This is a genomic window from Enterobacter sp. TMH.L2 (assembly GCF_050847315.1).
In the GTDB taxonomy this organism is placed as follows: Bacteria; Pseudomonadota; Gammaproteobacteria; order Enterobacterales; family Enterobacteriaceae; genus Cedecea.
The window spans coordinates 2,115,961-2,140,747 of the sequence record NZ_CP193791.1 but is presented as its reverse complement, the minus strand read 5'-3'; the positions used below and the strand labels follow the sequence as shown (position 1 = coordinate 2,140,747).

Genomic DNA, 24,787 nt, shown 5'->3' with positions numbered 1-24,787 from the left:
AGCATATTGCATCACGCGAGGAGTAAAACCGTGCACTATCAGCCGCAAGATAATTTACTGAAAAATCGCATTATTTTAGTGACCGGTGCCAGCGATGGCATCGGCCGCGTCGCCGCACTCACCTATGCCAGATTTGGTGCTTCGGTGATTTTGCTGGGGCGCAATGAGCAAAAGCTCCGCGCCGTCGCCGGTGAGATCCAGTCTCACGGTTTGCTCCCCGCGCACTGGTTCACGCTCGACCTGGCTACCGCCACGTCGGCAGATTGCCATGCGCTGGCTAACAAGCTTAGCGCGCTGGTTCCTCGCCTCGATGGAGTCCTGCATAATGCCGGTATTCTTGGCGATGTCGTGTCGATGGACAAGCAGGATCCCGACACCTGGCAGGCCGTCATGCAGGTGAACGTCAATGCGACCTTTTTCCTGACTCAGGCTTTACTTCCTTTATTACTTAAATCCGAATCTGGCTCTCTGGTGTTCACCACCTCAAGCGTGGGTCGCCAGGGCCGCGCTGGCTGGGGCGCTTACGCCGCCTCGAAGTTCGCGACGGAAGGCATGATGCAGGTGCTGGCGGAGGAGTATAAGCAGCACAACCTGCGCGTAAACTGCATCAACCCAGGCGGTACTCGCACCGCAATGCGCGCCAGCGCCTTCCCCACGGAAGATCCGGCTAAACTGAAAACGCCCCGGGATTTAATGCCGCTTTATCTCTGGCTGATGGGCGACGACAGCCGCCGTAAGACCGGCATGAGTTTTGATGCCCAGCCTAACCGTAAACCGGGGATTTCAGAATGAGCGAAGAGCGTTATCAGCAGCGCCAACAGCGCCAGAAAGAAAAGGTTGATGCGCGCATTGCAGAAGCCCAGCAGGAGCGCGGGATCCTCATAGTCTTCACCGGCAACGGGAAAGGTAAAACAACCGCCGCATTCGGCACCGCTACCCGCGCCGTAGGCCACGGCCAAAAAGTCGGCGTCATTCAATTTATCAAGGGCCAGTGGCCGAACGGCGAACGTAATCTGCTGGAGCCACACGGGGTTGAGTTTCAGGTGATGGCGACAGGCTTTACCTGGGAAACGCAAAACCGGGATACGGATACCGCCGCCTGCCTTGCGGTGTGGGAGCATGGCAAACGGATGCTGGCAGACGCCAGGCTGGATATGGTGATCCTCGACGAGCTGACCTACATGGTGGCCTATGATTATCTTCCGCTGGAAGACGTCTTAAGCGCGCTGACTAACCGCCCGGTGAATCAAACTGTCATTATTACCGGCCGCGGGTGTCACCGCGAGATTCTGGAGATGGCCGACACGATCAGCGAACTCCGCCCGGTTAAGCATGCGTTTGACGCCGGGGTGAAGGCGCAGATGGGTATTGATTACTAATAAAAAAACCCCTCAAAAGAGGGGTTAAGATTTAGCTGCCGCTGCCGTTATTACGGCTGCTGCTGGCGCGGCGGTTGCCGCCGGTCACTTGGGTGTGACGCTTCACGGCACGACGAATCTGGTTCGCTTTCATGCGGCGGCGATCTTTTTCTACCGCCACTTTACTGCTGGTTTCTTCCGGCAGTTCCACCAGCGTACGCAGGTAGTTTGTCTGCGCCAGGTCAAGCTCGGTATAGCCCCCGCGCGGAAGACCTTTCGGTAGATTAATGTCACCGTAACGCACGCGAATAAGGCGGCTCACCTGAACACCGACAGCTTCCCACAGGCGACGAACCTCACGGTTACGGCCTTCGGTCAGGGTCACGTTATACCACTGGTTAATGCCTTCCCCGCCGGTGAACTTGATGGTTTTGAACGCCGCCGGGCCATCTTCAAGCTGCACGCCACGAGACAGTTGTCTTACTTTGTCGTCATCCACCTGGCCAAACACGCGTACGGAGTATTCACGCTCCACTTCACGGCTTGGGTGCATCAGGCGATTTGCCAGTTCTCCGTCGGTGGTGAACAGCAGTAAACCACAGGTATTCACGTCCAGACGCCCAACGGCAATCCAACGTGCACCGCGCAGCTTTGGTAAACGGTCAAAAACGGTTGGGCGCCCTTCCGGGTCGCTGCGGGTACACAGCTCACCTTCCGGCTTGTAATAGGCCAGCACGCGGCAGATCTGTTCCGCTGATTCACGGATGGAGATCAAATGACCATCGATGCGGATTTTAAGCGACTGGGTAATTTCAACGCGATCGCCAAGCGTGGCAATTTTACCGTCAACGCTTACGCGGCCTGCAGAGATAATGGTTTCAATCTCACGACGGGAACCATGGCCAGCGCGAGCCAGCACTTTTTGTAACTTTTCGCTCATTGAGCTTCCTCGGGTGTCGCCTTCACAGGCGTCTCAGATACTTTGAAATCAAAAGGCATGGGCCTGATGAAGTATAAATACGAATTTGAATGGCTGCCCGGCAATGCAGGAAAACCGCTGACAGCATCGTGGCCGCACATACTACACGAATTTTAACGTAAATGGAGTGAAAACCCGTTTCCAGATTTGCTCACCGCTGGCTCTGAGTATCCAGCAGTGCAGCTTGCTCGCCGGAAGCACAATTGCGCGGAGTAGCCACATTTTTATTTCCTCTGGCGGCCTCACTGCCTCCCAGAAAAACAGGAATTCCGCTCTTCAGCCAGCGGTGATACTGTGCCTGTTGGTTAGCATCCAGCGCCTTATCGGCCCAAATCATAATGTGGTCCGCATGAATACGGCTAAGATCCGGGCAGGGAATACCGCGATCCAGGACCTCAACGCAAAAACCGTCGCTGGCAAAACGGATCCCTTCCAGCCAAAGCTCGACGGGATCTTTTAGCGAAAGTGCCAGAATAAACAGACTGCCGCCGGGCCGCTTGCGCCCACTGGCCAGGACGAACGTCGCATATTCAATCAGCGCCGTATCAAGCAATGCGCTATTCATCGCCTGTTCCTGCTGTGCATCAGCGTTAAGCCATAGTCTCAGCGGGCGGATAACCTCATCAATAAAAATAGCAGGCGGGACTTCGCGGCCATAGCGCCAGATAAGCGCCCTCAACTTCGCCGGCTGCATCGCCTCACACTGCGCCAGCAGGGCTTCCTGAACGTCGAGCCATCTGAAAGGCGGAGACATTTTCTCGCCTTTCAGCAGCGCCAGCATATCCGACAGAGCTACCCCTTTCTCAAGCCAGCCGACAATCGCGGCGACCTGCGAACAGTGGGTAAAATCAAAAAAACGGTGCCCGTTCTCATCCACCTGCGGCTTGATCAACCCATAACGCTGCCAGCTACGAATATTGGCGGGCGTCACGCCGCATTGAGAAGCCAGAACATCAATGTTAAATCGGGCCATAGCGATTTCCTTACAGGAAAGGTTTAACGTCCCCGACGCCCTCGCGCATAACAACCGGCGCGTCTTCAGTCAGATCGATAACCGTGGTGGGCTGCTGCCCCAGATAGCCGCCGTGGATAACCAGATCCACCACTTTCTCGAGGCGATCTTTGATCTCTTCAGGATCGGACTCGGTAAACTCGCTACCAGGTAGCATCAGCGAAGTCGACAGCATCGGCTCATTCAGCACTTCAAGCAGCGCCAGCGCAATCGGGTTTGACGGCACGCGCAAACCGATAGTTTTACGTTTTTCCTGCAGCAGGCGACGGGGAACCTCTTTGGTGCCCTTCAGGATAAAGGTGTAATTCCCCGGCGTGTTGTTTTTAATCAGACGGAATGCCACGTTGTCGACGAAGGCGTATGTCGACAGCTCCGACAGATCCCGGCACATCAGGGTAAAGTTGTGGCCGTCAGGGAGCTGACGAATGCGGCAAATGCGCTCCATGGCGCCCTTGTCTTCAATCTTGCAGCCCAGCGCATAGCCGGAATCGGTAGGGTAAACAATGACCCCGCCTTTACGAATAATATCGACGGCCTGATTAATCAGGCGCGGCTGCGGGTTATCCGGGTGGATATAAAAAAACTGACTCATACTGCCCTCTCTTTAGCGATGCGGCTCTGCTCCCAGTGCTGCCAGACGGGCTCAACGCCCGCCGGTAGCCACAGCTTACGGCCCAGTTCAATCCACGCGCAGGGTAGATGAAAATCAGACCCCTGCGACGCCAGCAGATTAAACTGCTTAGCGTAGCTGGCAAGCTGGGTACGTTCGTTGGGAGCCTGCTGGCACTGCGCAACTTCCATGGCATCGCCACCGTGTTCGGCAAAGTGCGCCAGCAGTCGTTTTAGCCATTTTGCGGTCAGGCCGTAGCGCCCTGGATGCGCCAGCACCGCCTGCCCGCCAGAATGATGAATCACATCAATAGCTTGTTCTATTGTACACCACTGGGGCGGAACGTATCCGGTTTTCCCCTTAGCCAGATACTTTTTGAAAACATCGCCCATATTGCTGGCTTTGCCCTGCTCGACCAGAAAACGAGCGAAATGCCCGCGGGTAATTGCCCCGCTGCCTGCGTGACGCATTGCCCCTTCCAGCGCACCGGGAATACGCGCTTTATCCAGACGTTCGGCAATCATTACGGCGCGCTGGCTGCGGCGTTCACTTTGCTGCTCAAGAAAAAGCTTCAGCGCCGGGTGCTGTTCATCAATACCCAGGCCAACGATATGGATTTCGTGATTTTCCCAGACGGTGGAAATTTCAACGCCGCTAATTAACTGTAGCGGTAAATTCAGGCGCTGGATTTCAGCCCTTGCGGCAGGCAGACCAGCGACGGTGTCATGATCGGTAATGGCAAGTACCGTGACGCGCATATCTACCGCGCGATTAACCAAAGCTTCAGGAGACAACAGGCCGTCCGAGGCAGTAGTGTGGCTGTGTAAATCGTGGATCGTGGCCAGGGTGGGCTCGCTCAAAATGGCTCCAGAAATGGATAGACAGAAATTTAGCGGCCCATGATAACGATAATCGGCTATTTTAAAAAATCGGTATTGACAATAAAGCCGCGAACCAGTTTACTAGTACGCAAGTTCACATAACGAGGTATCTGAAATGAAAGCGATGAATTCCCTGCACGGTTGGTGGCGTACTCCCTGAACTCGGGCGGTGCGATCGCGTACGCTGTTTAACAGCACAGATACCAGGCCCGCCAACGATGCGGGCTTTTTTTTGAACAAAATTTGAGAACTAAAATGCAAACACAAAAACCGGCACTTGAACTCCTGAGCAGCGCAGCTGCCTACCGTGAAAACCCAACGGCCCTTTTCCACCAGCTGTGCGGTGCGCGCCCTGCGACGCTGCTGCTGGAGTCCGCAGACATCGACAGCAAAGACGACTTAAAAAGCCTGCTGCTGGTCGATAGCGCCATGCGCATTACGGCCTTAGGTGACACTGTCACCTTACAGGCCTTGTCTGCTAACGGCGCTTCCCTGCTGCCGCTGCTGGATGCCGCCCTGCCGGCTGGCGTCGAAAACGAGCACTTCCCGGATGGCCGTACCCTTCGCTTCCCAACGGTCAGCACGTTATTAGATGAAGACGCGCGCCTGTGCTCGCTGTCGGTCTTTGACGCATTCCGCCTTATGCAGGAACTGGTGAGCGTGCCCGCGGATGAACGCCATGCGATGTTCTTCGGCGGTCTGTTCGCCAACGACCTGGTGGCCGGTTTTGAGGACCTGCCGCAGCTTAAACAGGACAACCGCTGCCCGGACTACTGCTTCTACCTGGCCGAAACCTTATTGACCATCGATCACCAGAAAAAACAAACCCGCATTCAGGCCAGCCTCTTCACGCCTTCCGTGAGCGAAAAACAGCGTCTGCAGAAACGCACCGAACAGCTGCGCCAGCAAATCAGTGAAGAGCCTGCAGCCCTGCCGGTGCAGAAAGTTGAGCACATGAGCTGCGATGTCAATCAGACAGACGAAGAGTTCGGGGCGGTTGTGCGCCAGATGCAAAAAGCCATTCGCATCGGTGAAATTTTCCAGGTTGTGCCGTCCCGCCGCTTCTCGCTGCCTTGCCCGTCACCGCTGGCGGCTTATCAGACGCTGAAGAAGAGCAACCCAAGCCCGTACATGTTCTTTATGCAGGACAACGATTTCACACTGTTCGGCGCTTCCCCGGAAAGCTCGCTCAAATACGATGCGACGAATCGCCAGATTGAGATCTACCCGATTGCCGGCACCCGCCCTCGTGGCCGCCGCGCCGACGGATCGCTGGATCGAGACCTGGACAGCCGCATCGAGCTGGAAATGCGTACCGACCATAAAGAACTCTCAGAACACCTGATGCTGGTTGACCTGGCGCGGAACGATCTTGCCCGCATTTGTACTCCGGGCAGCCGCTACGTGGCGGATTTAACCAAAGTCGACCGCTACTCCTTCGTGATGCATCTGGTTTCCCGCGTTGTCGGCGAGCTGCGTCACGACCTGGACGTGCTGCACGCCTACCGCGCCTGCATGAATATGGGCACCCTGAGCGGCGCGCCGAAAGTGCGTGCGATGCAGCTGATTGCCGGGGCCGAAGGCGTTCGTCGCGGCAGCTACGGCGGCGCGGTGGGTTATTTCACCGCCCACGGCGACCTCGATACCTGCATCGTCATCCGCTCAGCCTACGTCGAAGACGGCATTGCCACCGTGCAGGCCGGCGCTGGCGTTGTCCTTGATTCAGACCCGCAGTCCGAAGCCGACGAAACCCGCAACAAAGCCCGCGCTGTTTTGCGCGCCATTGCTACCGCGCATCACGCCCAGGAGATTTTCTAATGGCTGACATCCTGCTGCTCGATAATATCGACTCATTCACCTATAACCTGGCGGACCAGCTGCGCGCGAACGGCCACAACGTGGTGATTTACCGTAACCACGTCCCGGCACAAACGCTGATCGAACGCCTGGCCACCATGGATAACCCGGTGCTGATGCTGTCCCCTGGGCCAGGTGCCCCAAGCGAAGCGGGCTGCATGCCGGAATTACTGACGCGAATGCGCGGTAAACTGCCGATTATTGGCATTTGCCTCGGCCACCAGGCCATTGTGGAGGCTTACGGCGGCTACGTCGGCCAGGCGGGCGAAATCCTGCACGGCAAAGCCTCCTCTATCTCCCATGACGGCGAAGCGATGTTTGCCGGGCTGCCTAACCCGCTGCCGGTGGCGCGCTATCACTCCCTGGTGGGCAGCAACATCCCTGCCGGCCTGACCATCAACGCGCATTTCGACGGCATGGTGATGGCGGTTCGCCACGAGGCTGACCGGGTTGTGGGCTTCCAGTTCCACCCGGAATCCATTCTCACCAGCCACGGCGCTCGCCTGCTGGAGCAGACCCTCGACTGGGCGCTGCAGAAGCTGAAGCAGGCCAATACGCTGCAGCCGATCCTCGACAAGCTTTACCAGGCGCAAACCCTGAGCCGCGAAGAGAGCCACCAGCTGTTTTCCGCCATCGTTCGCGGTGAGCTGAAGCCAGAACAGCTGGCGGCCGCGCTGGTCAGCATGAAGGTGCGCGGTGAACACCCGAACGAAATCGCCGGCGCCGCATCTGCCCTGCTTGAGCACGCCGCGCCGTTCCCAAGCCCGAGCTACGAGTTTGCCGATATCGTCGGCACCGGCGGCGACGGCAGCAACAGCATTAACATCTCCACCGCCAGCGCCTTTGTTGCCGCCGCGGTCGGGCTAAAGGTCGCCAAACACGGCAACCGCAGCGTTTCCAGCCGTTCGGGTTCCTCCGATCTGCTGGCAGCGTTTGGCATCAACCTGGAAATGAACGCGGATGCTTCCCGTAAAGCGCTGGACGAGCTGGGCGTTTGCTTCCTGTTTGCGCCTAAGTACCACACCGGTTTCCGCCACGCGATGCCGGTTCGCCAGCAGTTGAAAACGCGCACCCTGTTCAATGTTTTGGGGCCACTGATTAACCCGGCGCATCCGCCGCTGGCGCTGATCGGCGTCTACAGCCCGGAACTGGTGCTGCCGATTGCTGAAACCCTGCGCGTCCTCGGCTATAAACGCGCAGCTGTGGTTCACAGCGGCGGCATGGATGAAGTGTCGCTCCATGCGCCGACGCTGGTCGCCGAACTGAATCAGGGTGAAATCAAAAGCTACCAGCTGACCGCCGCCGATTTCGACCTTCCGGCCTATCACCAGGAAGCACTGGCGGGCGGCACGCCGGAAGAAAACCGTGACATTCTGACTCGCCTGCTACAAGGTAAAGGTGAGACCGCGCACGAGTCTGCCGTCGCGGCTAACGTTGCGATGCTGATGCGATTGCACGGCCATGAAGACTTGAAGGCTAACGCCAAAAAAGTGCTGGATGTATTGCGCAGCGGGGCCGCATATGACCGCGTCACCGCGCTCGCAGGAAGAGGATAAGGGAATGCAGGAGACCGTTTTAAACCGCATCGTGGCTGACAAAGCGCTGTGGGTCGAAGCCCGCAAACAGCAGCAGCCGCTGGCGAGCTTCCAGAATGAGATTGTGCCCGCCACGCGGAACTTCTATGACGCGCTGCAGGGGGCCCGCACCGTCTTTATTCTTGAATGCAAAAAGGCATCCCCGTCCAAAGGGACGATCCGCGATGACTTCGACCCGGCTCATATCGCCGGTGTTTATAAGCATTATGCCTCTGCCGTGTCGGTGCTGACCGACGAGAAATACTTCCAGGGCAGCTTCGATTTTCTGCCGATCGTCAGCGGGATTGTCAGCCAGCCGGTGCTTTGCAAAGACTTTATTATCGACGCCTACCAGATTCATCTGGCGCGCTTTTACCAGGCGGACGCCTGCCTGCTGATGCTCTCGGTGCTGGACGATGAACAGTATCGCCAGCTGGCCGCCGTGGCCCACAGCCTGAACATGGGCGTGCTGACCGAAGTTAGCAACGAAGAAGAGCTGGAGCGCGCCATCGCGCTCGGGGCCAAAGTGGTCGGCATCAACAACCGCGACCTGCGCGATCTGTCCATTGACCTGGACCGCACTCGCCAGCTGGCCCCGCGTCTGACCCACGGCGTCACGGTAATCAGCGAATCGGGCATTAATCATTACGCTCAGGTTCGTGAACTCAGCCACTTCGCCAACGGATTCCTGATTGGCTCCGCGCTGATGAGCGAGGATGACCTGAGCGCCGCGGTACGCCGCGTGTTGCTTGGGGAGAATAAAGTCTGCGGCCTGACGCGGGGGGAAGATGCTCGTGCGGCTCAGGAAGCCGGAGCTATTTACGGTGGCCTGATCTTCGTCCCGACTTCGCCGCGTTTTGTCAGCGATGAGAAAGCCGCCGCAGTAATTGCCTCCGCCCCGCTTCGCTACGTGGGTGTATTCAGAAATACGCCGATAACAGAAGTTGTGCAGAAAGTAGAGACGTTCTCACTGAGCGCAGTCCAGCTTCACGGCGCTGAAACCCAGGCATACATTACTGAGCTGCGAGCGCTGCTGCCGGAGAAAACACAAATCTGGAAAGCGTTGAGCGTGGCCGACACGCTTCCTGAGCGGAATCTGCAGCACGTTGACAAATACGTGTTCGATAACGGCCAGGGCGGCACCGGGCAAAGCTTTGACTGGCGACTGTTAGCCGGACAAAAGCTGGACAACGTGATTCTGGCGGGCGGCCTCGGAGCGGATAACTGCGTGGAAGCGGCTAAAGCCGGCTGCGCGGGACTGGATTTCAACTCTGGCGTGGAAAGTGCGCCGGGAATAAAAGATGCTAACAAGCTGGCTGCGGTCTTCCGGACCCTGCGGGCTTACTAAGGAAGAGATACCATGACTTTACTGAACCCTTATTTTGGTGAATTTGGCGGGATGTACGTGCCGCAGATCCTGATGCCTGCTTTGCGCCAGCTCGAAGAAGCTTTTGTGGCGGCGCAAAGTGACGCTGAGTTCCAGGCGGAGTTTACCGACCTGCTGAAGAACTACGCGGGCCGTCCAACGGCGCTGACTAAATGCAAAAATCTCACCGCAGGCACCAACACCACCCTGTACCTCAAGCGTGAAGATCTGCTTCACGGCGGCGCGCACAAAACTAACCAGGTGCTGGGCCAGGCGCTGCTTGCCAAGCGTATGGGCAAAACCGAAATCATCGCCGAAACCGGCGCGGGTCAGCACGGCGTAGCTTCTGCCCTCGCCAGCGCCCTGCTCGGCCTGAAATGCCGTATTTATATGGGAGCCAAAGACGTCGAGCGCCAGTCGCCAAACGTCTTCCGTATGCGCCTGATGGGGGCCGAAGTCATTCCGGTGCACAGCGGCTCATCCACCCTGAAAGATGCCTGTAACGAGGCGCTGCGCGACTGGTCTGCAAGCTATGAAACCGCGCACTACATGCTCGGCACCGCCGCAGGTCCGCACCCGTTCCCGACCATCGTGCGTGAATTCCAGCGCATGATCGGCGAAGAAACCAAAGCGCAGATTCTGGAAAAAGAAGGTCGCCTGCCTGACGCGGTAATCGCCTGCGTGGGCGGTGGCTCCAACGCCATCGGTATGTTTGCCGACTTTATCGATGAAACCAGCGTGGGCCTGATTGGCGTTGAGCCAGCCGGGCACGGGATCGAAACCGGAGAACACGGGGCACCGCTGAAACACGGCCGCGTGGGGATCTACTTCGGTATGAAGTCGCCAATGATGCAAACCGACGAAGGGCAAATCGAAGAGTCTTACTCTATTTCTGCCGGGCTGGACTTCCCGTCCGTGGGGCCGCAGCACGCGTACCTGAACAGCACCGGCCGCGCCGATTACGTCTCTATTACCGATGACGAAGCGCTGGATGCCTTTAAAGCGCTGTGCCGCAGCGAAGGGATTATTCCCGCGCTGGAGTCCTCCCACGCCCTCGCCCATGCCTTAAAAATAATGCGTGAGAACCCTGAAAAAGAGCAGCTGTTGGTAGTGAACCTCTCTGGCCGCGGCGACAAAGACATCTTCACCGTCCACGATATTCTGAAAGCACGAGGGGAAATGTAATGGAACGTTATCATCATCTGTTTGAACAGCTGCAGGCCCGCAAGGAAGGCGCATTCGTTCCCTTTGTGACGCTGGGCGACCCAAACCCTGAGCTTTCGCTGAAAATTATTGATGCGCTGGTTGAAGGCGGCGCGGATGCGCTCGAACTGGGCATTCCGTTCTCCGATCCGCTGGCGGATGGCCCAACCATCCAGGGCGCGGCGCTGCGGGCTTTTGCCTCTGACGTGACGCCAACCCAGTGCTTTGAAATGCTGGCGACGATCCGCCAAAAATACCCGGAGATCCCGATTGGTCTGCTGATGTATGCCAACCTGGTCTTTAACCGTGGCATCGACGAATTTTATGCGCTGTGCGCCAAAGTGGGCGTGGATTCTGTGTTGGTTGCCGACGTGCCGGTGGAAGAGTCCGCTGAATTCCGCCATGCCGCAATGCGCCACAACGTTGCGCCTATTTTCATCTGCCCGCCAAACGCCGACGAAACGCTGCTGCGCGAAATTTCGGCTCATGGCCGGGGTTACACTTACCTGCTTTCCCGTGCAGGCGTTACCGGCACCGAAACGCGCGCTCAGCTTCCGCTGCATCATTTAATTGAGAAACTGGGTGAGTATCAGGCCGCGCCGCCTCTGCAAGGCTTTGGTATTTCCGAACCGTCTCAGGTACGCGATGCCATTGCCGCCGGTGCTGCAGGCGCGATTTCAGGTTCTGCGGTGGTGAAAATCATCGAAAAGAACCTGGCACAGCCTGAAGTAATGCTCAGCGAACTGAAACAGTTCGTGCAGAACATGAAAGCCGCCACGCGGGGTTAAGGTAAACAAAAACGGCGGCCGACCGGTTTAGTCCCCCGACCTGCCGCCGTATTAACAGAAATTGTGGTTATGTTAACTGGCTGCTTTATTTTCCAGCTCTTCCTGATATTCAAAAAAGCGCTGTCTGAATCTCATTGGATCTTTAATAAAACGAATCGGCGCGTGACCAGCCCCGGAATCACTGATCACCAGAGAACCATAACCCAGCATGCGACCAATAATCCCTTGTCGAACCTGAAGGCTGGATATTTTCTTAATCGGGATTTCAACGGTATCACGCTTAATTAAGCCCGATTTAGCGATCAGTCGCTTATTAGTAATAGCCGCTTCATTGGAGCGTACAACAAAATACCCCAATGGAATCAGGATAAAACCAACGATGGTCATGAACCCTAAAATGATTCCCCAAAGGATCCAGGGCAGCCATGCCCACAGAGTCACCTGCCCACGATATAAAACTTCTTCATTGCCAATTAAGTTGGAGTCGATATATGCCATTTTTCTACCCATTAAAAGAAGACGGGGAATAATAGCATCTCGTTTCAGAATATGACTAATTGAAATTTAATGTACGCACTCAAAGAAACTGGCCATTAAACAGCCAGTTTCTTCCGATGAAGAGAGACTTAAAAACGGTAGCCCGCAGAGAACATAAACACCCACGGGTCGATGCGCGTCTTGATGCTCTGCTGGTCTTCCCCTGCTTTAAATTTCACCGTGGTGTCGATGTCCATATACCAGACGGACATGTTCAGCAGCCAGTCTTCGTTCACCAGATAATCCAGCCCGACCTGACCCGCAGCGCCCCACGAATCTTTCACTTTCAGATCGCTCAGGCCCGCGCTTTTGCCGGTGTCGTTGAAGCTTGCATCAAAGAAAGTGGTGTAGTTTACGCCGACGCCCACGTAAGGCCGCACTTTGCTACCCGCATCGCCAAAGTACCACTGCGCCATCAGCGTAGGTGGCAGCTGGTGCACGGTGGCAAGATCGCCGGTTGGCCCAAGCCCGACCTTGTGACGGAACGGCGTCGCCGCCAGCAGCTCAATCCCGATGTTATCGGTGACCATATAGTCGAAGGTCAGCCCCAGCTGCGTATTGTTATCAACTTTAAAGCCGCCCATTTTGAGCACGTCATCCGAGCCCGCGGTGGGTCGAACCGTCGCGGTACCCGCGCGCATAAAGAATTCCCCCGCCTGATGCGCCGACGCCGCACCGGACAGACATCCCATCGCCAGTAATGCCAGTGTGAGTTTTTTCATAGCCCTTCCCTTGTTATGGTTTTTAACAGCGGGCTGAATATACTCAGAAAGAAGTACAAAGTGATCTAACACCGATCACACTTTATCCTCTAATTTAACATTCAATGATCTGGATTAATTTTTGGTAGCGCGGTGAAAAACAACAAACCGAAACCAGATCAACTTTGTGAATAATCACATCCTGAAAATTCTTCCCCATCCGCCTCTTGCAAAAAGACCTGCTCTGGCTAATTTGGGTGTTCTCCTCAACCGTTGAAACGTGAAATCAGAAGTTGCAGGTGCAAGATGAGCGATAACCCTTGTATGACTTGTGGTGCCTGTTGTGCTTACTTTCGTGTCTCTTTCTACTGGGCTGAAGCCGACGACGCCGGCGGCCTGGTCCCTTCACATTTAACCGAGCCGGTTACCCCCTTTCTGCGCTGCATGAGCGGCACTAACCAGCGCAACAGCCGCTGCGTGGCGCTGGAGGGCGAGCCAGGTCAGCGGGTCAGATGCAGCATTTATGAAAATCGCCCTTCGCCGTGCCGCGAGTTTGCGATGTCCGGGGAAGACGGCGTCACCCACGATGCCTGCAACCGGGCACGAGCCCGCTACGGCCTGGTGCCGCTGTACGGAACTGACGCTATTCAACCGCTTATAGAAAGTCTTTGTGGTGCCACGGCAGCCTCATCCAGGGTACAATTGCCCCCAGATTGATAACCGCTAGCAACATCAAGGAGAGTGCATGTCTATCACGGCAGGTTCCGTATACCGTGACACGGGGAATTTTTTGCGTAATCAGTTTGTTACCATATTGCTGATTGCGTTACTTTGCGCCTTAATTTCGGTGATTATTGGCCGCGCGTTCTCGCCCAGCGAAGAACAAATGGCGATTCTGAGTGAGGGAGATAACCTGGCGGGCAGCGTCGGGCTGTTTGATTTAGTGCAGAATATGTCGCTGGAACAGCAGCAAGTGTTACTGAAAGCGTCTGCGGCCTCCACGTTTTCGGGCCTGATTGGCAACGCTATTCTGGCGGCCAGCATGATGGTGCTGATGCAAATCGTTTCTGCAGGCCAGCGCGTTAGCGCCCTGCGCGCGATTGGTGCCTCTGCGCCCGTGCTGCCAAAAATGTTCATTCTGATCTTCCTGACCACGCTGCTGGTGCAAATCGGCATTATGCTTGTGGTTGTGCCCGGCGTGCTGCTGGCAATCCTGCTGTCGCTTGCCCCGGTAATGCTGGTGCAGGATAAAATTGGGATTTTCCGCTCTATGCGCAGCAGCCTGCGCCTTGTGTGGGCGAACATGCGCCTTGTTGCCCCTGCGGTCGTCGCCTGGCTGGCGGCCAAAACGGCGTTACTGCTGCTGGCATCCAGCTTTGCCGCGCTGTCGCCGGAGGCCGGGGCCGTGATTGCGAATACCATAAGCAACCTGATTTCAGCCGTGCTGCTGATCTACTTATTCCGCCTGTACATGTTGATACGTCAATAACCTTCCCCGACTCCTGACCGCGCGTTATAGTCAGGAGTCACCTCTTTACGGAACAGATTATGAAGCAGTTTCTCGACTTCCTGCCCCTGATTGTCTTCTTTGCTTTTTATAAGATGTACGACATTTTTGTCGGCACCTGGGCGCTGATCATCGCCACCGCCCTCGCGCTGGTTTATAGCTGGGTCAAGTACCGCAAGGTGGAAAAGACCACGCTGGTCACCTTCGTGATGGTTGCCGTCTTTGGCGGCCTGACCATTTACTTCCACAACGCGGAATTCATTAAGTGGAAAGTCACGCTGATTTACGGCCTGTTTGCGGCGGCGCTGCTGGTGATGCAGTTCGGCATGAACAAGCTGCTGATTCAGAGCATGCTGGGCAAAGAAATCACTTTGCCAACCGAAGTGTGGTTTCGCCTGAATATCGCCTGGGCGCTGTTCTTCATCGCCTGTGGTTTATTGAATATTTACGTGGCGTTCTGGCTCCCGGAAAGTATCTGGATTAACTTTAAAGTGTTCGGGCTGACCGCCATCACCCTGGTCTTTACCCTGCTGAGCGGCGTCTACATCTACCGTCATATGCCAAAGGAAGAGCAGTAATGCCGAACGAATTACCGCAAGGTGAATTAGTGCTGCGCACTCTGGCGATGCCAGCGGACACCAACGCCAACGGCGATATTTTTGGCGGCTGGCTGATGTCGCAGATGGACATGGGCGGCGCCATTCAGGCCAAAGAAATCGCTCATGGCCGCGTCGTGACCGTGCGTGTGGACGGCATGACTTTCCTGAAGCCAGTGGCAGTGGGAGACGTAGTGTGCTGTTACGCCCGCTGCGTTAAGCGCGGGACAACGTCCATCACCATCAACGTGGAAGTCTGGGTGAAAAAGGTCTCTTCCGAGCCTATCGGCCAGCGCTACAAAGCCACCGAGGCGATATTTATCTATGTCGCCGTGGATAAAGAAGGCAAGCCTCGCGCGATACCTCAAGCCGAGTAACTCTCCTGCCCGGTTACGCCGGGCAGTTTATTTTCCCTTCACGCGACCGACCGCTTTTCCCCCATTTTCTGCAGAAGATAATCAATAAACAGGCGCGTTTTGGCCGGAATCAATCTACCCGGCGGCATAATGCCGTAGACGCCGCCCCGATCCTGGCCTTTCCAGGCCGGCAACACCCGAACCAGTTGCCCACAAGCAAGCTCGGTCGTGATAAGCCAGTCGGGCACCAGGGCAATCCCCACCCCATCCACCGCCGCCTGCAACAGGGCTTCTGAATTGTCCGTCTGCAGCGGGCCCTTAATTCTCACGGTGGCTTTGCTGTCGCCGTTCACCAGAATCCAGTCTGGCCAGCTGGCATGACTCACCAGCCCCAGGCAATGATGCTCGCTGAGGTCCGCGGGGGAAGCGATCTCGCGCTGTCCCAGCCAGGCCGGGGAAGCGACAAGCTGGTATTCAAACTGCCCCAGCGTGCGGGCAATCAACGCGCTGTCGGTCAGACGCCCGACGCGGATGGCCACATCGTAGCCCTCGGCCACCAGATCCACCAGCCTGTCGGTAAACCTGACGTCCAGGTGAATGCCGGGATACTCGGCTAAAAAGGCCGACAGTTTGGGGGTAATCCAGCGTCGGCCAAAGGTCAGCGGCAGAGAAATTTTAAGGTTTCCAACCGGAGCAGCCGTAAATTCACTGACTTCCAGCTGAGCATTGTGTAATTCATCCAGGATGCCCCGCACGCGGCGGTAAAAAAGCTCCCCGGCCTCGGTCAGCGCAACATGACGCGTGGAACGAGCCAGCAGCCGGGTACCCAACCGGGATTCAAGGTGCTGAATTCTTCTGGATATCACGGTAGCGTTACGGTCCAGCACGCGCGCGGCTCCGGCAAAACCGTTGTTTTCCACCACCGCGGCAAAGGCGGCCAGCTCGTCAATTTTAAGATGTTCGCTGAATTCCTGCATATTTTGCATTAAGCAATTGCCCCATTGATGGATTATCTACATTTATGCAGATGATACAGTGCTCGCGAACTTATTGAGGAGTAAATGATGAAAACTTTTCTTAGCATTGGGGCCGGGCCGGGGATCGGCTATGCCACGGCGGAACGCTTCGCCCGTGAAGGTTTTGTGGTGATTTTAGCCGCAAGGAATGCATCGAAACTTGGCGAACTTGCGGCGCACCTCGCCAGCAAAGGCTTCCAGGCGCACGCTAAGGTTGTCGATGCCGCCGATGCCAATGCCGTTGCAGCTTTAATACAGGAGACTGAGACCGAATTCGGCACCCTCGACGCGGTGCACTACAACGCGGCACATCTGCACCCGGGGTCAGTGCTCGACCAGCAGATCGCCACCTTTAACACCGACCTTGCGGTCAATATCGGCGGGGCGCTGGCTGCCTCCCAGGCCGCATTGAAAACTATGTTTGCCCGCGGACGTGGCGCCCTGTTGTTCACCGGTGGCGGCTGGGGAGTGCACCCTAACCCGGAATACATCTCGATCAGCATTGGCAAAGCAGGCGTTCGCGCCCTGACGCTGGGGCTCTTCCCATATGCCAGAGCGCATGGCGTACACGTAGGATCCGTCACGGTAGCAGCGCTGATTGAGCCGGACTCCGCCGAGGCCACCGGCGTGGCCGATACGTTCTGGGCGCTGTACCAGCAGCCCGAAGCCGAATGGGTGGCTGAAATGACGTTTAGCGGATAAAAGTTAGCCTGATTCTGATGGCGGTAAACGCCCGGCAGCGCCGGGTATCATGCAAATCCTGAAGAAGGTCTGTAAGTTCTCAGCACGCAGGCAACGCCAGGTGAGCTTATGGAGGCGATCGGCAGGCCGTATAGGTAAGGTGCTAACTGGCTGGCATATAAAGCAAAACCCCGGCTCAGTGGCCGGGGTTTTTACAGGATTAATCAGGATCTGATGGGGGCACTTTACGGGCTTTGCGTTCATCTAGTTTGGCGAAAATCCAAGATCTAAATGCTGTCGCTGTTCCTGCAATAATACTGGCAACTAAAACATGTTTAATATCTGATTGTTTAATATCCACTTCATGGCTAATAACAAATTTCACAATTATTAGAGCCACGGAAAAAAATATTACGCAACAGAAAACCATATATGCAATGCTCAGGAACAGTAAGCCTACAGTAGCTTTATTTTTTCGTTCCATTTATTTCATCCTTTACTGCATTGCTGATAAATTCGCCACCTATAGCACCAATAATATCACCTGTGGGAGCTGAACCTGAACCTAAAACAGGGCCTAATACAGGGGGAGCAATTACTCCAACTACAGTACCGAATACCCACCCAGTTCCTGTACCAATTAAAGCACCTCTATCTGGCCCATCAGTAAATAGAGTTCCGCCTGCCGCTATCCCTGCGTTCTGCCATATGCTTCGCCCCGGAGACAACGCTCCCGTAATGCCAGCTGTAGCGCTTCCCCAGTAGTCCCATGATTTGTTTTCATTTCCGGGCTTACTCAGATCAAACCACTGATAAGAACCATTAGCGATTTCCGCGATAACTACACCGCCCACGACTTTACCTACCGATGCGGCTGGTCCTAAATAACCGGCCGCAGCTATCAGCACACCATCCTTATAGCCATTCACGATAACTTTGGCGATATTAGCACCATCAGGCAGGTCGCCTTTCGCCATTTTATCCATACCCATCTGAATTTGCTCCGGTGTCAGATTTTTGTCCTTCGCATACTGATTCCACGTGGCTACGGCCTGTACGTAATCCTGTGTTTCTGATGGCAATATTTGGTTCCAACAATCACTCAATGCGTTGTTATTCACCGCATTCTTCCCGGCCTGAGCACCCGTGGTCGCCGCTGCGGTGCTGTTCCCCACCACGCCGCCGGCGATCCCTGCCGCCATGGTGCCTAACAGGCTAACGAGCTGTTTCTGGTCCTGATTCAAATCCCCAGGTTTTGTATTCGGGAACATCTCTGCGGCGATTTGTCTCGCCGCCAGTTCGCCGCTGAATGCCCCCGCCGCGCCTGCCGCCGCATTGCCGCCTGAGAGCTGCGCCGCCAGAGCGCCCCAGACCGCATGCGCCATCAGGTTAGCCGGTTCATCGACTTTGTTACCGTCGGTTGTGTCGCCCTTAATTACTTGCGCCATCACCGGGTTCAGACCGCCCGCCAGAGCTTTGCTGAAATCGCCCCCGGCGGCGCCCGCCAGAGCCGGAGATCATGCAGATCCTGTGCCGGGTCTGTATGTTCTCCGCCCGCAAGCAAAAGCAGGTGACGGAGCTTATCGAAGTGATCGGCAAGTCGCAGCGGTGAGACGCTAACCGACTGGTGTATCAAGTAAAATCCCGACGCGATGGCCGGGATTTTACTTAGTTAATCATCATATTGAAGGTTTATGCTTATTTTTCCTTCTGGTATATCAACGATTATTTCACATTTTGACCATATCGGCTGGCCGTTAGTTAGATTGTTATCCAAGAAGAACCTTTTATATTCAATTAATACATCCGTCAAATCAGCAATCGCATGCCTATCAGGATCAAACCAATCTAATTCACCGTTTTCATCAAGATAGTCAAATTCGTATTTCCCACCATCATCTTCAGTGAAAACCTCAGCTTTAACGATTATTTTTTGAGCATTCTCAGGTCCACAGCTATACAATATACGACCTATTTTTTGCTCAAAGCCATGATATTCCATTACTTTCCTCCAGGAGAATTTTTAAAATCAATATTTACTGGTCTACTGCCATCAATAGAATATTTTACAATTATCCTATCAGGCCTTTGGTTATTCCCTGAATATATAGGTTGGATATTAACATTGACTTCCTTACCATCTTTCAATGCCTTAGCCCAGTCATTTTCCATCTGTTTCCATGCACCTTTATTCAGATTCCCATTCATTGGAACAAGATTTGTTTTTTCTCCTGGCCCGTTAAATCTAGATGCAATCAAATGGCCGCCTTCATCGCCAGAGATACCACACTTACCTGCCTTACACTGCTGATAAGTATTGTGGTCATTTGTGTTCAAAGACAGTTTCGCCTCAACACTTGATGTCCGCCCTAGATCATCTGTTTTAAAAACTTTATTTCCATCAACTGGGTAAGTTTCATTAGGCTTCGGTTTATTTAATTCACTACTCCAGTTTCCTTTACCACCAGAACTATGAGTTATCTTTTCCAGCGTTTCAGCACTGATCGCTTTCCCGGTCTGCTGCTCTATCTCTTTCGCCGCTTTAATCTCCGTAAGCAGCTTCAGTTGATCTGCGGTGATCTTCCCGGTAGCACCAACCGCAAGCCCTGCCGGAAGCGCATCACCCATCCCCAACTCAGCAAACCAGATAGCAATTTCATTCGCGCACAGTACCGGATTTGCCATACAGGCGCTCACTCCGGCTTCAACCGCCGCCGCCGCTGGCGTCAGAGCCGCGATTGTTCCACCTGCCGCACCGGCACCAAGGGCAATAGCAATTGCCTTATTAACTGCCTATCCGCGCTGACAGGCCGCACCGCCCGGATTGGTTGCACAGGAGGCTATATCCTTCCCGTGTTCCTGGACGAACTTTTCATGAAGACCTGGTTCTATCCCTCCAAGAAGATTATTCTCAACCGCATTCTTCCCAGCCTGCGCGCCCGTGGTTGCTGACGCGGTGCTATTCCCTACCACGCCGCCGGCGATCTCTGTCGCCATAGTGCCGAGCAGACTAACGAGCTGTTTCTGGTCCTGATTCAAATCCCCAGGTTTTGTATCCGGGAACATCTCGGCGGCGATATGCCTTGCCGCCAGTTCGCCGCTGAATGCCCCCGCCGCGCCTGCCGCCGCATTGCTGCCTGAGAGCTGCGCCACCAGAGCGCCCCAGACCGCGTGCGCCATCAGATTGACAGGTTCATTGACTTCGTCACCCCTGGTAGTGGCCCCTTTAATAACCTGCGCCATCACCGGGTGATGACCACCCGCCAGAGCTTTATTGAAATCGTCCCCGGCGGCGCCCGCCAGAATGCCGCTCACCGACTGCGCTATCATCTGGTATTTACCGCCGATGCCGTAGTCGCCAAAGGCTTTTTGGTAGTCCTCCGTATTACGCAGTTCTGCAGCGCTCATGCTGGCGTATTTGCTATCTTTGGCACGCACGGCATCCAGCGCCTGCAGATCGCCATACGTCGACACCACGCCGGTCATCAGGCCGCCGATTTCACCCACCAGCTGCGCCGTCTGCAGGCGTTTTTGCTCTTCCTCTTTGTTAAAGATCTGCCCGATGCTGCCGTTGGCATGATCGGTGTCGCGACTCAGCGTGGCAACGTCCTGCTGCTGATTCACGTGCTGCGTTATGCTTAATAACGTCTACTTTCATCAATATGAAGGTTTAGAAAAAGGTTTCTTCCGAGCCTATCGGCCAGCGCTACATGATCGAAGTGCTCAGTAAGCCACAGCGGTAACCGGTAACAGACTGGTTATAAATCTCGAAAGGCCGGGATTTTGCTTTATCGAATAACAGACCTTATTTTTATATTCGGCTTTATACGAATCTCAACTTTATTTATTAATTTATCTGTAACAACCTCTATATAAATATAATCATCAAACTTATCATTTCTTATACTAAAGGTGGTAACGCCATCGATAACGTTATGTAAAATCTCATTATTTTCATCAGAGCTGTAACCCTATCCGCTACTGCCTGACTCTTACCCGACAGATCGCTTAGCGCCTTGTTACAGTAACTATCACCAACGGCACAGGCTGTTAGCGCCATTGTTGCATCGGCTCCATAGTCAGCTGCACCCAATGCTGAGTCACCGGTATCCGCTGCTGCACTAATAACACTGTTAACCATTGCAGACAGAGAACCTTCACCCAGTTTATTCCGGACCAAGTTTTTCCAGGCTTCAGCACTTTGCTTAACGGCTTCACGGGCTTTGTCACCACTCAGCGAGTTATTCTCAACAATTATTATTAAAACTCAGGCAATATAGATAAATCGCAACAGCTAGAGAAGCACATCCGCAAAAGAAGAATTAATCTTGTCGGAAACTAACCATGGCTATCTTTTACCGATGATGAGTATCAATTACTAACTAATGATGCAACACTGATTTTAAATATTTTTAAACACAAAAAACGTTGATCACATAATATTCTCCAAAGTAAATTCTTTACCAATAGCAACAACCTCTGAGTCACTTTCATCAAATCGACCTAAGAGAAAAAATATAACCCCATCGTTATGCAATATATTCTCAATCCATTTTTCCATCCGCCCCCCGAGAGAAACATTGGTATCAATTAAGTCTGGTGGCATATTAGCAAAAAAAAGCTTTTCTTCAACATTTATTAACTTCTGAATGTCACTGGCAAGGCAACTAACGGCACAACAGAGTCCGGTTAACATCAACCCTTTACTTCCTTTGTCAATAAAGGATTTCTTACCCCAAAACACATCCACTTTTACTCCTGAAGACTCTATCAACCCCCATGTTTTTTTATAATTTACTATCGCAGTATTGGGCTGTTCTGGTGACAATTGAACCATTAAGTGAATATTATCGTTACCATTATCAGTCAAGACAGAAAACATTTTTTTTAATAACTCCCCTCCATACTCTCTTCGAGAGTATCCATGCCATTCCCAACTAACAGCTGAAATCCCATCTAATGAAGGAAGTAAACCATCAAAATTACAAATATCATTTTTGCCATTTATATTTTTAGCATAACGCTTAACATAGTTAGTATTCATAATGATTATCTTTTTCATCATTAAAATGTGGACCTCGGTTCTGACTTGGATCATCTGCAAAGAAATGTCCACCAGCATCATCCCGAATAAATACTTTCTGAGTTCCACCACCTGGTTTAGGGATCTCAAACTCATATATATAACCAGGCTGAGGGTTATCTCGCCTATCAACATTTGGATATAATTTGCTAGGGCTTTGGCTTACCGGAATACCAGAACGTCTTTTAGCCTCATTAAATGCCCCTGATCTTACAGAACCTTCAGGAGACAGGATAGATTAATGCTTAAGAGAAACCCGGCATTGTCTGGTTTTCATTAGCGCCAAACAGAGATGCCATCTTACTATCATGTATGGAGTTACTCGAATGTTAAACCACTATGTTCTTTTACGGAGGTTATACAACTTATCTTTTAACCACAATCCTGCACCTAAAGTGGCTCCCGCAACACTTCCTTTTCTTAAGGCAATATATAATGACTCTTTCCATGAAAAAATAAATACGCCATTATTGATGTATGAAATCATTGACAATGTAAGCTGGCAAATAAAAAGTACGGCGGTGATTAAAACCGCACAATAAGCCACTAAGAAAAAAAACCAAGACATACCAACCTTACTGAAACGCTTCATTATTTTTTATCCATCTTATCTAACTCATCTTTTACTGTAAGCATCCCGGCAAAACGGACCATTCATATTTAGAGATCTTCCGGCATACTGATTACGTCCCCGGAGGAGCTCACCATGCGCAAAGCACTATTCACCGAACACCAGATCATCGCCGTTCTGAAGTCCGTCGAAGCCGGACGCACCGTTAAGGATGTGTGCCGCGAGGCCGGGATCTCTGAAGCCTCGTACTACAACTGGAAAGCGAAGTTCGGCGGCATGGAAGCCTCTGATATCAAAAAGAGTTCCAGCAGCCACTTCCCGGCAACGAGTTTTATGATCGGGAGCGGTACGAATATCTACCACTTCAGGGCAAGTGGATATCATTTCCAAGCATCTCCCCTTATCTGAGTTGAGGACAAATATTACCCATTTTTCAAACAATAGGAAAACTCAAGTATATATCACTGCGTCCGTGATATTATAATCACTGTCTAAATTCTTTCATACAACACCCTTTTCAACAGCTACAAAGAATCATGGCAAAAATATTCATGTTGCATCATGAACTAGCATTGATATATCACCTAGCAAAGTGAAACATGACCGTAATCGTATCTGGACTGGATTATTCCCCTGCACTCAAATTCGCATACTCTGAAATCTTCAATGATTAATTTATCTTCACTCTCTAATATCGTGACTTCTCCGTTGAAGCGGAGAGCTAAACCATCAGTAAAATGAATGATAAACCCATCTTCCAGTTCTTTAACTTCATCAAAATAATATTGATTATCAAATGGCCGTCCATAAGGGCCATTGGGTAAAAAAAAGTAAATGGAACGTCTTTTTTTTAGCCATTCGTTAACTCGTTCAGTCTGTTTCATTTCTTAGTTATCCAGCTCTGCATAAAGATAAACTATCGTATTTCTAATCTGTAATGCAACGTTGCACTCTATCGTATTATTTTTAGAAGACACCTCGCAAGATTGTATATAGCCAGTGAATCAGGCTCTGTGTTTTTGTACAGCATGATATAATACCCAGGTGTTGAAGCGAATGGCTTACAGAAGAGAAGTACGACATAAGAAATTAATGATTAAGTAGCGCGACATAAAGGTGTCTCACCACCTCCATGTCGCTGACCACATGCAACTAAAGAGGAGTTGAACATGGCTGCGAAGAATTTTAAGCCAGAAGTCACTATTTCCAAAACAAAATCAACCGCACCGGAAAATAACGCTGAATACTGCGATTCGGCACGCAATAAACCAGATAAGTGCTTGCCACCGGCCCCACCTTCACGCACTGAGTTTTACGATCGGGTTCGGTACGACTATCTGCCGCTTCAGGGCACGTGGATTTCACAGGCCGGGTTTACACCGGGTATGCCGATAAAAATCCGGGTGATGCCGGACTGCATTGTGATCACCACCCAGAACAGCCGCGAACTTTGGGGCTGTGCCGAGGGGTTAAGCGTCACACATTTCAACAAGAAGAAGATGCAGCAGTGGATCAAAAGCTTTCCTGGAGCATTGAACGATACCGGCGATATCCCGGTTATCAGACGGGAATCGCCCCGCTATGACGGCCTGAAGCGGGGTAAGAACTGAGACTTAACGTGAAAATCCCAACCGCGAGAGGTTGGGATTTTTGTAATTTCAATGTTTGATAACTTAATTCTATGTTGATTGATTGCAGAACATTCGACACCTGTTCTAAAAAAGAAATCGCCTCTCCTGCAGGATTATATTTGAAATAAATATCTATAATTTTAAGCTCTGTATCTTTTGATGCAGGAAATGCTTCATATATCTCTCCGCTTTCAATAAAATCAATATAAGCATTTATTTTTTCTTGAAGCTTATACAAATGTTCGCCAATAGAATCATCCCAAGTTAAATGATCCGATATACCCAGACTAACCGTGTTACGGTTATCGTTAGGTATATTAATCGAGTCAATTTTCTCACATCCTCTACTGACATATTTATCCCTTTGTCTTCTTCTCTGGTCTGATGATATCAATTTTTGTCGGTGGTTTAAGAGTATTCCATTGCCAAGCCATCTCCATTCACCGCAAAATTAGGCAAGTGACTGACTGGCATATAAAC

30 protein-coding genes, 2 pseudogenes and 1 other annotated feature are annotated in these 24,787 nt (G+C 52.8%); of the genes and pseudogenes, 16 read left to right on the top strand and 16 right to left on the bottom strand.

From position 1 onward, the window contains the following. Nucleotides 1-30: 30 nt before the first annotated feature. Together ACREYP_RS10360 and cobO are read left to right on the top strand one after the other, a co-directional pair. Nucleotides 31-792, top strand: coding sequence for a YciK family oxidoreductase (locus ACREYP_RS10360; protein WP_039294082.1), 762 nt, complete (start codon nucleotides 31-33; stop codon nucleotides 790-792). Continuing rightward, nucleotides 789-1,379: a cob(I)yrinic acid a,c-diamide adenosyltransferase gene (gene cobO, locus ACREYP_RS10355; RefSeq protein ID WP_336818193.1), complete on the top strand. Its 591-nt coding sequence runs from the start codon at nucleotides 789-791 to the stop codon at nucleotides 1,377-1,379. Before ACREYP_RS10360 ends, cobO begins: the two co-directional genes overlap by 4 nt. Before the next feature lie 31 nt (nucleotides 1,380-1,410). On the opposite strand, the gene rluB is transcribed toward cobO, so the two are convergent. From rluB to rnm, 4 genes are all read right to left on the bottom strand, one after another. Next, nucleotides 1,411-2,298, bottom strand: coding sequence for a 23S rRNA pseudouridine(2605) synthase RluB (rluB, locus tag ACREYP_RS10350; protein WP_498881333.1), 888 nt, complete (start codon nucleotides 2,296-2,298; stop codon nucleotides 1,411-1,413). A gap of 190 nt (nucleotides 2,299-2,488) precedes the next feature. Then, nucleotides 2,489-3,310, bottom strand: coding sequence for a MerR family transcriptional regulator (locus ACREYP_RS10345; RefSeq protein ID WP_008461307.1), 822 nt, complete (start codon nucleotides 3,308-3,310; stop codon nucleotides 2,489-2,491). A 10-nt stretch (nucleotides 3,311-3,320) separates the two neighbouring features. Continuing rightward, entirely contained in the window at nucleotides 3,321-3,941 is a 621-nt protein-coding gene (locus ACREYP_RS10340; RefSeq protein ID WP_008461305.1) for an L-threonylcarbamoyladenylate synthase, read from the bottom strand. Next, entirely contained in the window at nucleotides 3,938-4,834 is an 897-nt protein-coding gene (rnm, locus tag ACREYP_RS10335) for an RNase RNM (protein ID WP_442892446.1), read from the bottom strand. The genes ACREYP_RS10340 and rnm overlap by 4 nt, the downstream gene beginning before the upstream one ends. Before the next feature lie 142 nt (nucleotides 4,835-4,976). After that, nucleotides 4,977-5,074: a sequence feature (Trp leader region), on the top strand. A 21-nt stretch (nucleotides 5,075-5,095) separates the two neighbouring features. Between rnm and ACREYP_RS10330 the strand changes: the two genes are divergently transcribed. From ACREYP_RS10330 to trpA, 5 genes are read left to right on the top strand one after another with little or no spacing between them, the layout of a single operon-like run. Next, on the top strand, nucleotides 5,096-6,658 hold the full coding sequence (locus ACREYP_RS10330; protein WP_336818192.1) for an anthranilate synthase component 1: 1,563 nt from the start codon (nucleotides 5,096-5,098) through the stop codon (nucleotides 6,656-6,658). Further along, entirely contained in the window at nucleotides 6,658-8,253 is a 1,596-nt protein-coding gene (gene trpD / locus ACREYP_RS10325) for a bifunctional anthranilate synthase glutamate amidotransferase component TrpG/anthranilate phosphoribosyltransferase TrpD (RefSeq protein WP_166992071.1), read from the top strand. The genes ACREYP_RS10330 and trpD overlap by 1 nt, the downstream gene beginning before the upstream one ends. Nucleotides 8,254-8,257: 4 nt before the next feature. After that, complete coding sequence (gene trpCF, locus ACREYP_RS10320; protein ID WP_336818191.1) at nucleotides 8,258-9,619, top strand: bifunctional indole-3-glycerol-phosphate synthase TrpC/phosphoribosylanthranilate isomerase TrpF; 1,362 nt, start codon at nucleotides 8,258-8,260, stop codon at nucleotides 9,617-9,619. Between the two features lie 12 nt (nucleotides 9,620-9,631). Further along, nucleotides 9,632-10,822, top strand: coding sequence for a tryptophan synthase subunit beta (gene trpB, locus ACREYP_RS10315; protein WP_336818190.1), 1,191 nt, complete (start codon nucleotides 9,632-9,634; stop codon nucleotides 10,820-10,822). Next, entirely contained in the window at nucleotides 10,822-11,628 is an 807-nt protein-coding gene (gene trpA / locus ACREYP_RS10310) for a tryptophan synthase subunit alpha (RefSeq protein WP_039294104.1), read from the top strand. The genes trpB and trpA overlap by 1 nt, the downstream gene beginning before the upstream one ends. A 72-nt stretch (nucleotides 11,629-11,700) precedes the next feature. Here the strand turns inward: trpA and ACREYP_RS10305 are convergent, their stop codons facing one another. Beyond that, nucleotides 11,701-12,126, bottom strand: coding sequence for a PH domain-containing protein (locus ACREYP_RS10305; protein ID WP_008454289.1), 426 nt, complete (start codon nucleotides 12,124-12,126; stop codon nucleotides 11,701-11,703). Nucleotides 12,127-12,254: 128 nt separating this feature from the next. Beyond that, nucleotides 12,255-12,887 (bottom strand): outer membrane protein OmpW, encoded by a 633-nt coding sequence (gene ompW, locus ACREYP_RS10300; RefSeq protein WP_008454288.1) that lies wholly within the window; start codon nucleotides 12,885-12,887, stop codon nucleotides 12,255-12,257. Nucleotides 12,888-13,172: 285 nt separating this feature from the next. On the opposite strand from ompW, the gene ACREYP_RS10295 reads away from it, so the two are divergent. Genes ACREYP_RS10295 through yciA form a run of 4 tightly spaced genes read left to right on the top strand, consistent with a single transcriptional unit; the run spans nucleotide 13,173 to nucleotide 15,346 of the window. After that, on the top strand, nucleotides 13,173-13,583 hold the full coding sequence (locus ACREYP_RS10295) for a YkgJ family cysteine cluster protein (RefSeq protein WP_336818189.1): 411 nt from the start codon (nucleotides 13,173-13,175) through the stop codon (nucleotides 13,581-13,583). 28 nt (nucleotides 13,584-13,611) lie between these two features. Next, complete coding sequence (locus ACREYP_RS10290; protein WP_039294109.1) at nucleotides 13,612-14,355, top strand: YciC family protein; 744 nt, start codon at nucleotides 13,612-13,614, stop codon at nucleotides 14,353-14,355. 59 nt (nucleotides 14,356-14,414) lie between these two features. Further along, complete coding sequence (locus ACREYP_RS10285) at nucleotides 14,415-14,951, top strand: septation protein A (RefSeq protein ID WP_166992051.1); 537 nt, start codon at nucleotides 14,415-14,417, stop codon at nucleotides 14,949-14,951. Beyond that, nucleotides 14,951-15,346: an acyl-CoA thioester hydrolase YciA gene (yciA, locus tag ACREYP_RS10280; RefSeq protein ID WP_008454281.1), complete on the top strand. Its 396-nt coding sequence runs from the start codon at nucleotides 14,951-14,953 to the stop codon at nucleotides 15,344-15,346. Before ACREYP_RS10285 ends, yciA begins: the two co-directional genes overlap by 1 nt. 38 nt (nucleotides 15,347-15,384) lie before the next feature. Here yciA and ACREYP_RS10275 read toward each other — a convergent pair whose 3' ends face one another. Further along, on the bottom strand, nucleotides 15,385-16,311 hold the full coding sequence (locus tag ACREYP_RS10275; RefSeq protein WP_336818188.1) for a LysR family transcriptional regulator: 927 nt from the start codon (nucleotides 16,309-16,311) through the stop codon (nucleotides 15,385-15,387). 75 nt (nucleotides 16,312-16,386) lie between these two features. Between ACREYP_RS10275 and ACREYP_RS10270 the strand changes: the two genes are divergently transcribed. After that, entirely contained in the window at nucleotides 16,387-17,043 is a 657-nt protein-coding gene (locus ACREYP_RS10270) for an SDR family oxidoreductase (RefSeq protein WP_498881332.1), read from the top strand. A 49-nt stretch (nucleotides 17,044-17,092) separates the two neighbouring features. Continuing rightward, entirely contained in the window at nucleotides 17,093-17,257 is a 165-nt protein-coding gene (locus ACREYP_RS10265; protein WP_498881331.1) for a hypothetical protein, read from the top strand. Here ACREYP_RS10265 and ACREYP_RS10260 read toward each other — a convergent pair. Then, nucleotides 17,243-17,506, bottom strand: coding sequence for a hypothetical protein (locus ACREYP_RS10260; protein ID WP_166873354.1), 264 nt, complete (start codon nucleotides 17,504-17,506; stop codon nucleotides 17,243-17,245). The two genes, ACREYP_RS10265 and ACREYP_RS10260, sit on opposite strands and share 15 nt — an antisense overlap. Further along, nucleotides 17,490-18,470 carry a VENN motif pre-toxin domain-containing protein gene (locus ACREYP_RS10255; protein WP_498881330.1) on the bottom strand — a complete coding sequence of 327 codons (981 nt, stop codon included), beginning with the start codon at nucleotides 18,468-18,470 and terminating at the stop codon, nucleotides 17,490-17,492. Before ACREYP_RS10255 ends, ACREYP_RS10260 begins: the two co-directional genes overlap by 17 nt. Nucleotides 18,471-18,541: 71 nt before the next feature. Between ACREYP_RS10255 and ACREYP_RS10250 the strand changes: the two genes are divergently transcribed. Continuing rightward, nucleotides 18,542-18,634: a hypothetical protein gene (locus tag ACREYP_RS10250; protein ID WP_498881329.1), complete on the top strand. Its 93-nt coding sequence runs from the start codon at nucleotides 18,542-18,544 to the stop codon at nucleotides 18,632-18,634. A gap of 60 nt (nucleotides 18,635-18,694) precedes the next feature. On the opposite strand, the gene ACREYP_RS10245 is transcribed toward ACREYP_RS10250, so the two are convergent. The 5 genes and pseudogenes from ACREYP_RS10245 to ACREYP_RS10225 form a co-directional block, all read right to left on the bottom strand. After that, nucleotides 18,695-19,024: a hypothetical protein gene (locus ACREYP_RS10245; protein WP_336818185.1), complete on the bottom strand. Its 330-nt coding sequence runs from the start codon at nucleotides 19,022-19,024 to the stop codon at nucleotides 18,695-18,697. Beyond that, nucleotides 19,024-20,508 (bottom strand): annotated as a pseudogene (locus tag ACREYP_RS10240) (DNA/RNA non-specific endonuclease). Before ACREYP_RS10240 ends, ACREYP_RS10245 begins: the two are co-directional and overlap by 1 nt. A gap of 946 nt (nucleotides 20,509-21,454) precedes the next feature. After that, the gene (locus ACREYP_RS10235) at nucleotides 21,455-22,066 is read right to left on the bottom strand and encodes a hypothetical protein (protein WP_336818183.1); all 612 of its coding nucleotides are present in this window, start codon (nucleotides 22,064-22,066) and stop codon (nucleotides 21,455-21,457) included. Then, nucleotides 22,056-22,190, bottom strand: coding sequence for an HNH/endonuclease VII fold putative polymorphic toxin (locus tag ACREYP_RS10230; protein ID WP_336818224.1), 135 nt, complete (start codon nucleotides 22,188-22,190; stop codon nucleotides 22,056-22,058). Before ACREYP_RS10230 ends, ACREYP_RS10235 begins: the two co-directional genes overlap by 11 nt. 252 nt (nucleotides 22,191-22,442) lie before the next feature. Next, nucleotides 22,443-22,697, bottom strand: coding sequence for a hypothetical protein (locus tag ACREYP_RS10225; protein WP_498881328.1), 255 nt, complete (start codon nucleotides 22,695-22,697; stop codon nucleotides 22,443-22,445). 114 nt (nucleotides 22,698-22,811) lie between these two features. Here ACREYP_RS10225 and ACREYP_RS10220 point away from each other — a divergent pair. Then, nucleotides 22,812-22,976, top strand: a pseudogene (locus ACREYP_RS10220) (transposase); the annotation flags it as partial. A gap of 284 nt (nucleotides 22,977-23,260) precedes the next feature. Here the strand turns inward: ACREYP_RS10220 and ACREYP_RS10215 are convergent. Beyond that, entirely contained in the window at nucleotides 23,261-23,560 is a 300-nt protein-coding gene (locus ACREYP_RS10215; protein ID WP_336818181.1) for a hypothetical protein, read from the bottom strand. Between the two features lie 285 nt (nucleotides 23,561-23,845). Here ACREYP_RS10215 and ACREYP_RS10210 point away from each other — a divergent pair, with 285 nt between their 5' ends. Beyond that, a complete protein-coding gene (locus ACREYP_RS10210; protein ID WP_008454269.1) occupies nucleotides 23,846-24,286 on the top strand; it encodes a SymE family type I addiction module toxin in 441 nt (146 codons plus the stop codon). Here ACREYP_RS10210 and ACREYP_RS10205 read toward each other — a convergent pair. Continuing rightward, nucleotides 24,237-24,701, bottom strand: a complete 465-nt coding sequence (locus ACREYP_RS10205) for a DUF6572 domain-containing protein (RefSeq protein ID WP_336818180.1) — start codon at nucleotides 24,699-24,701, stop codon at nucleotides 24,237-24,239. The genes ACREYP_RS10210 and ACREYP_RS10205 overlap by 50 nt on opposite strands. Between the last annotated feature and the right edge of the window lie 86 nt (nucleotides 24,702-24,787).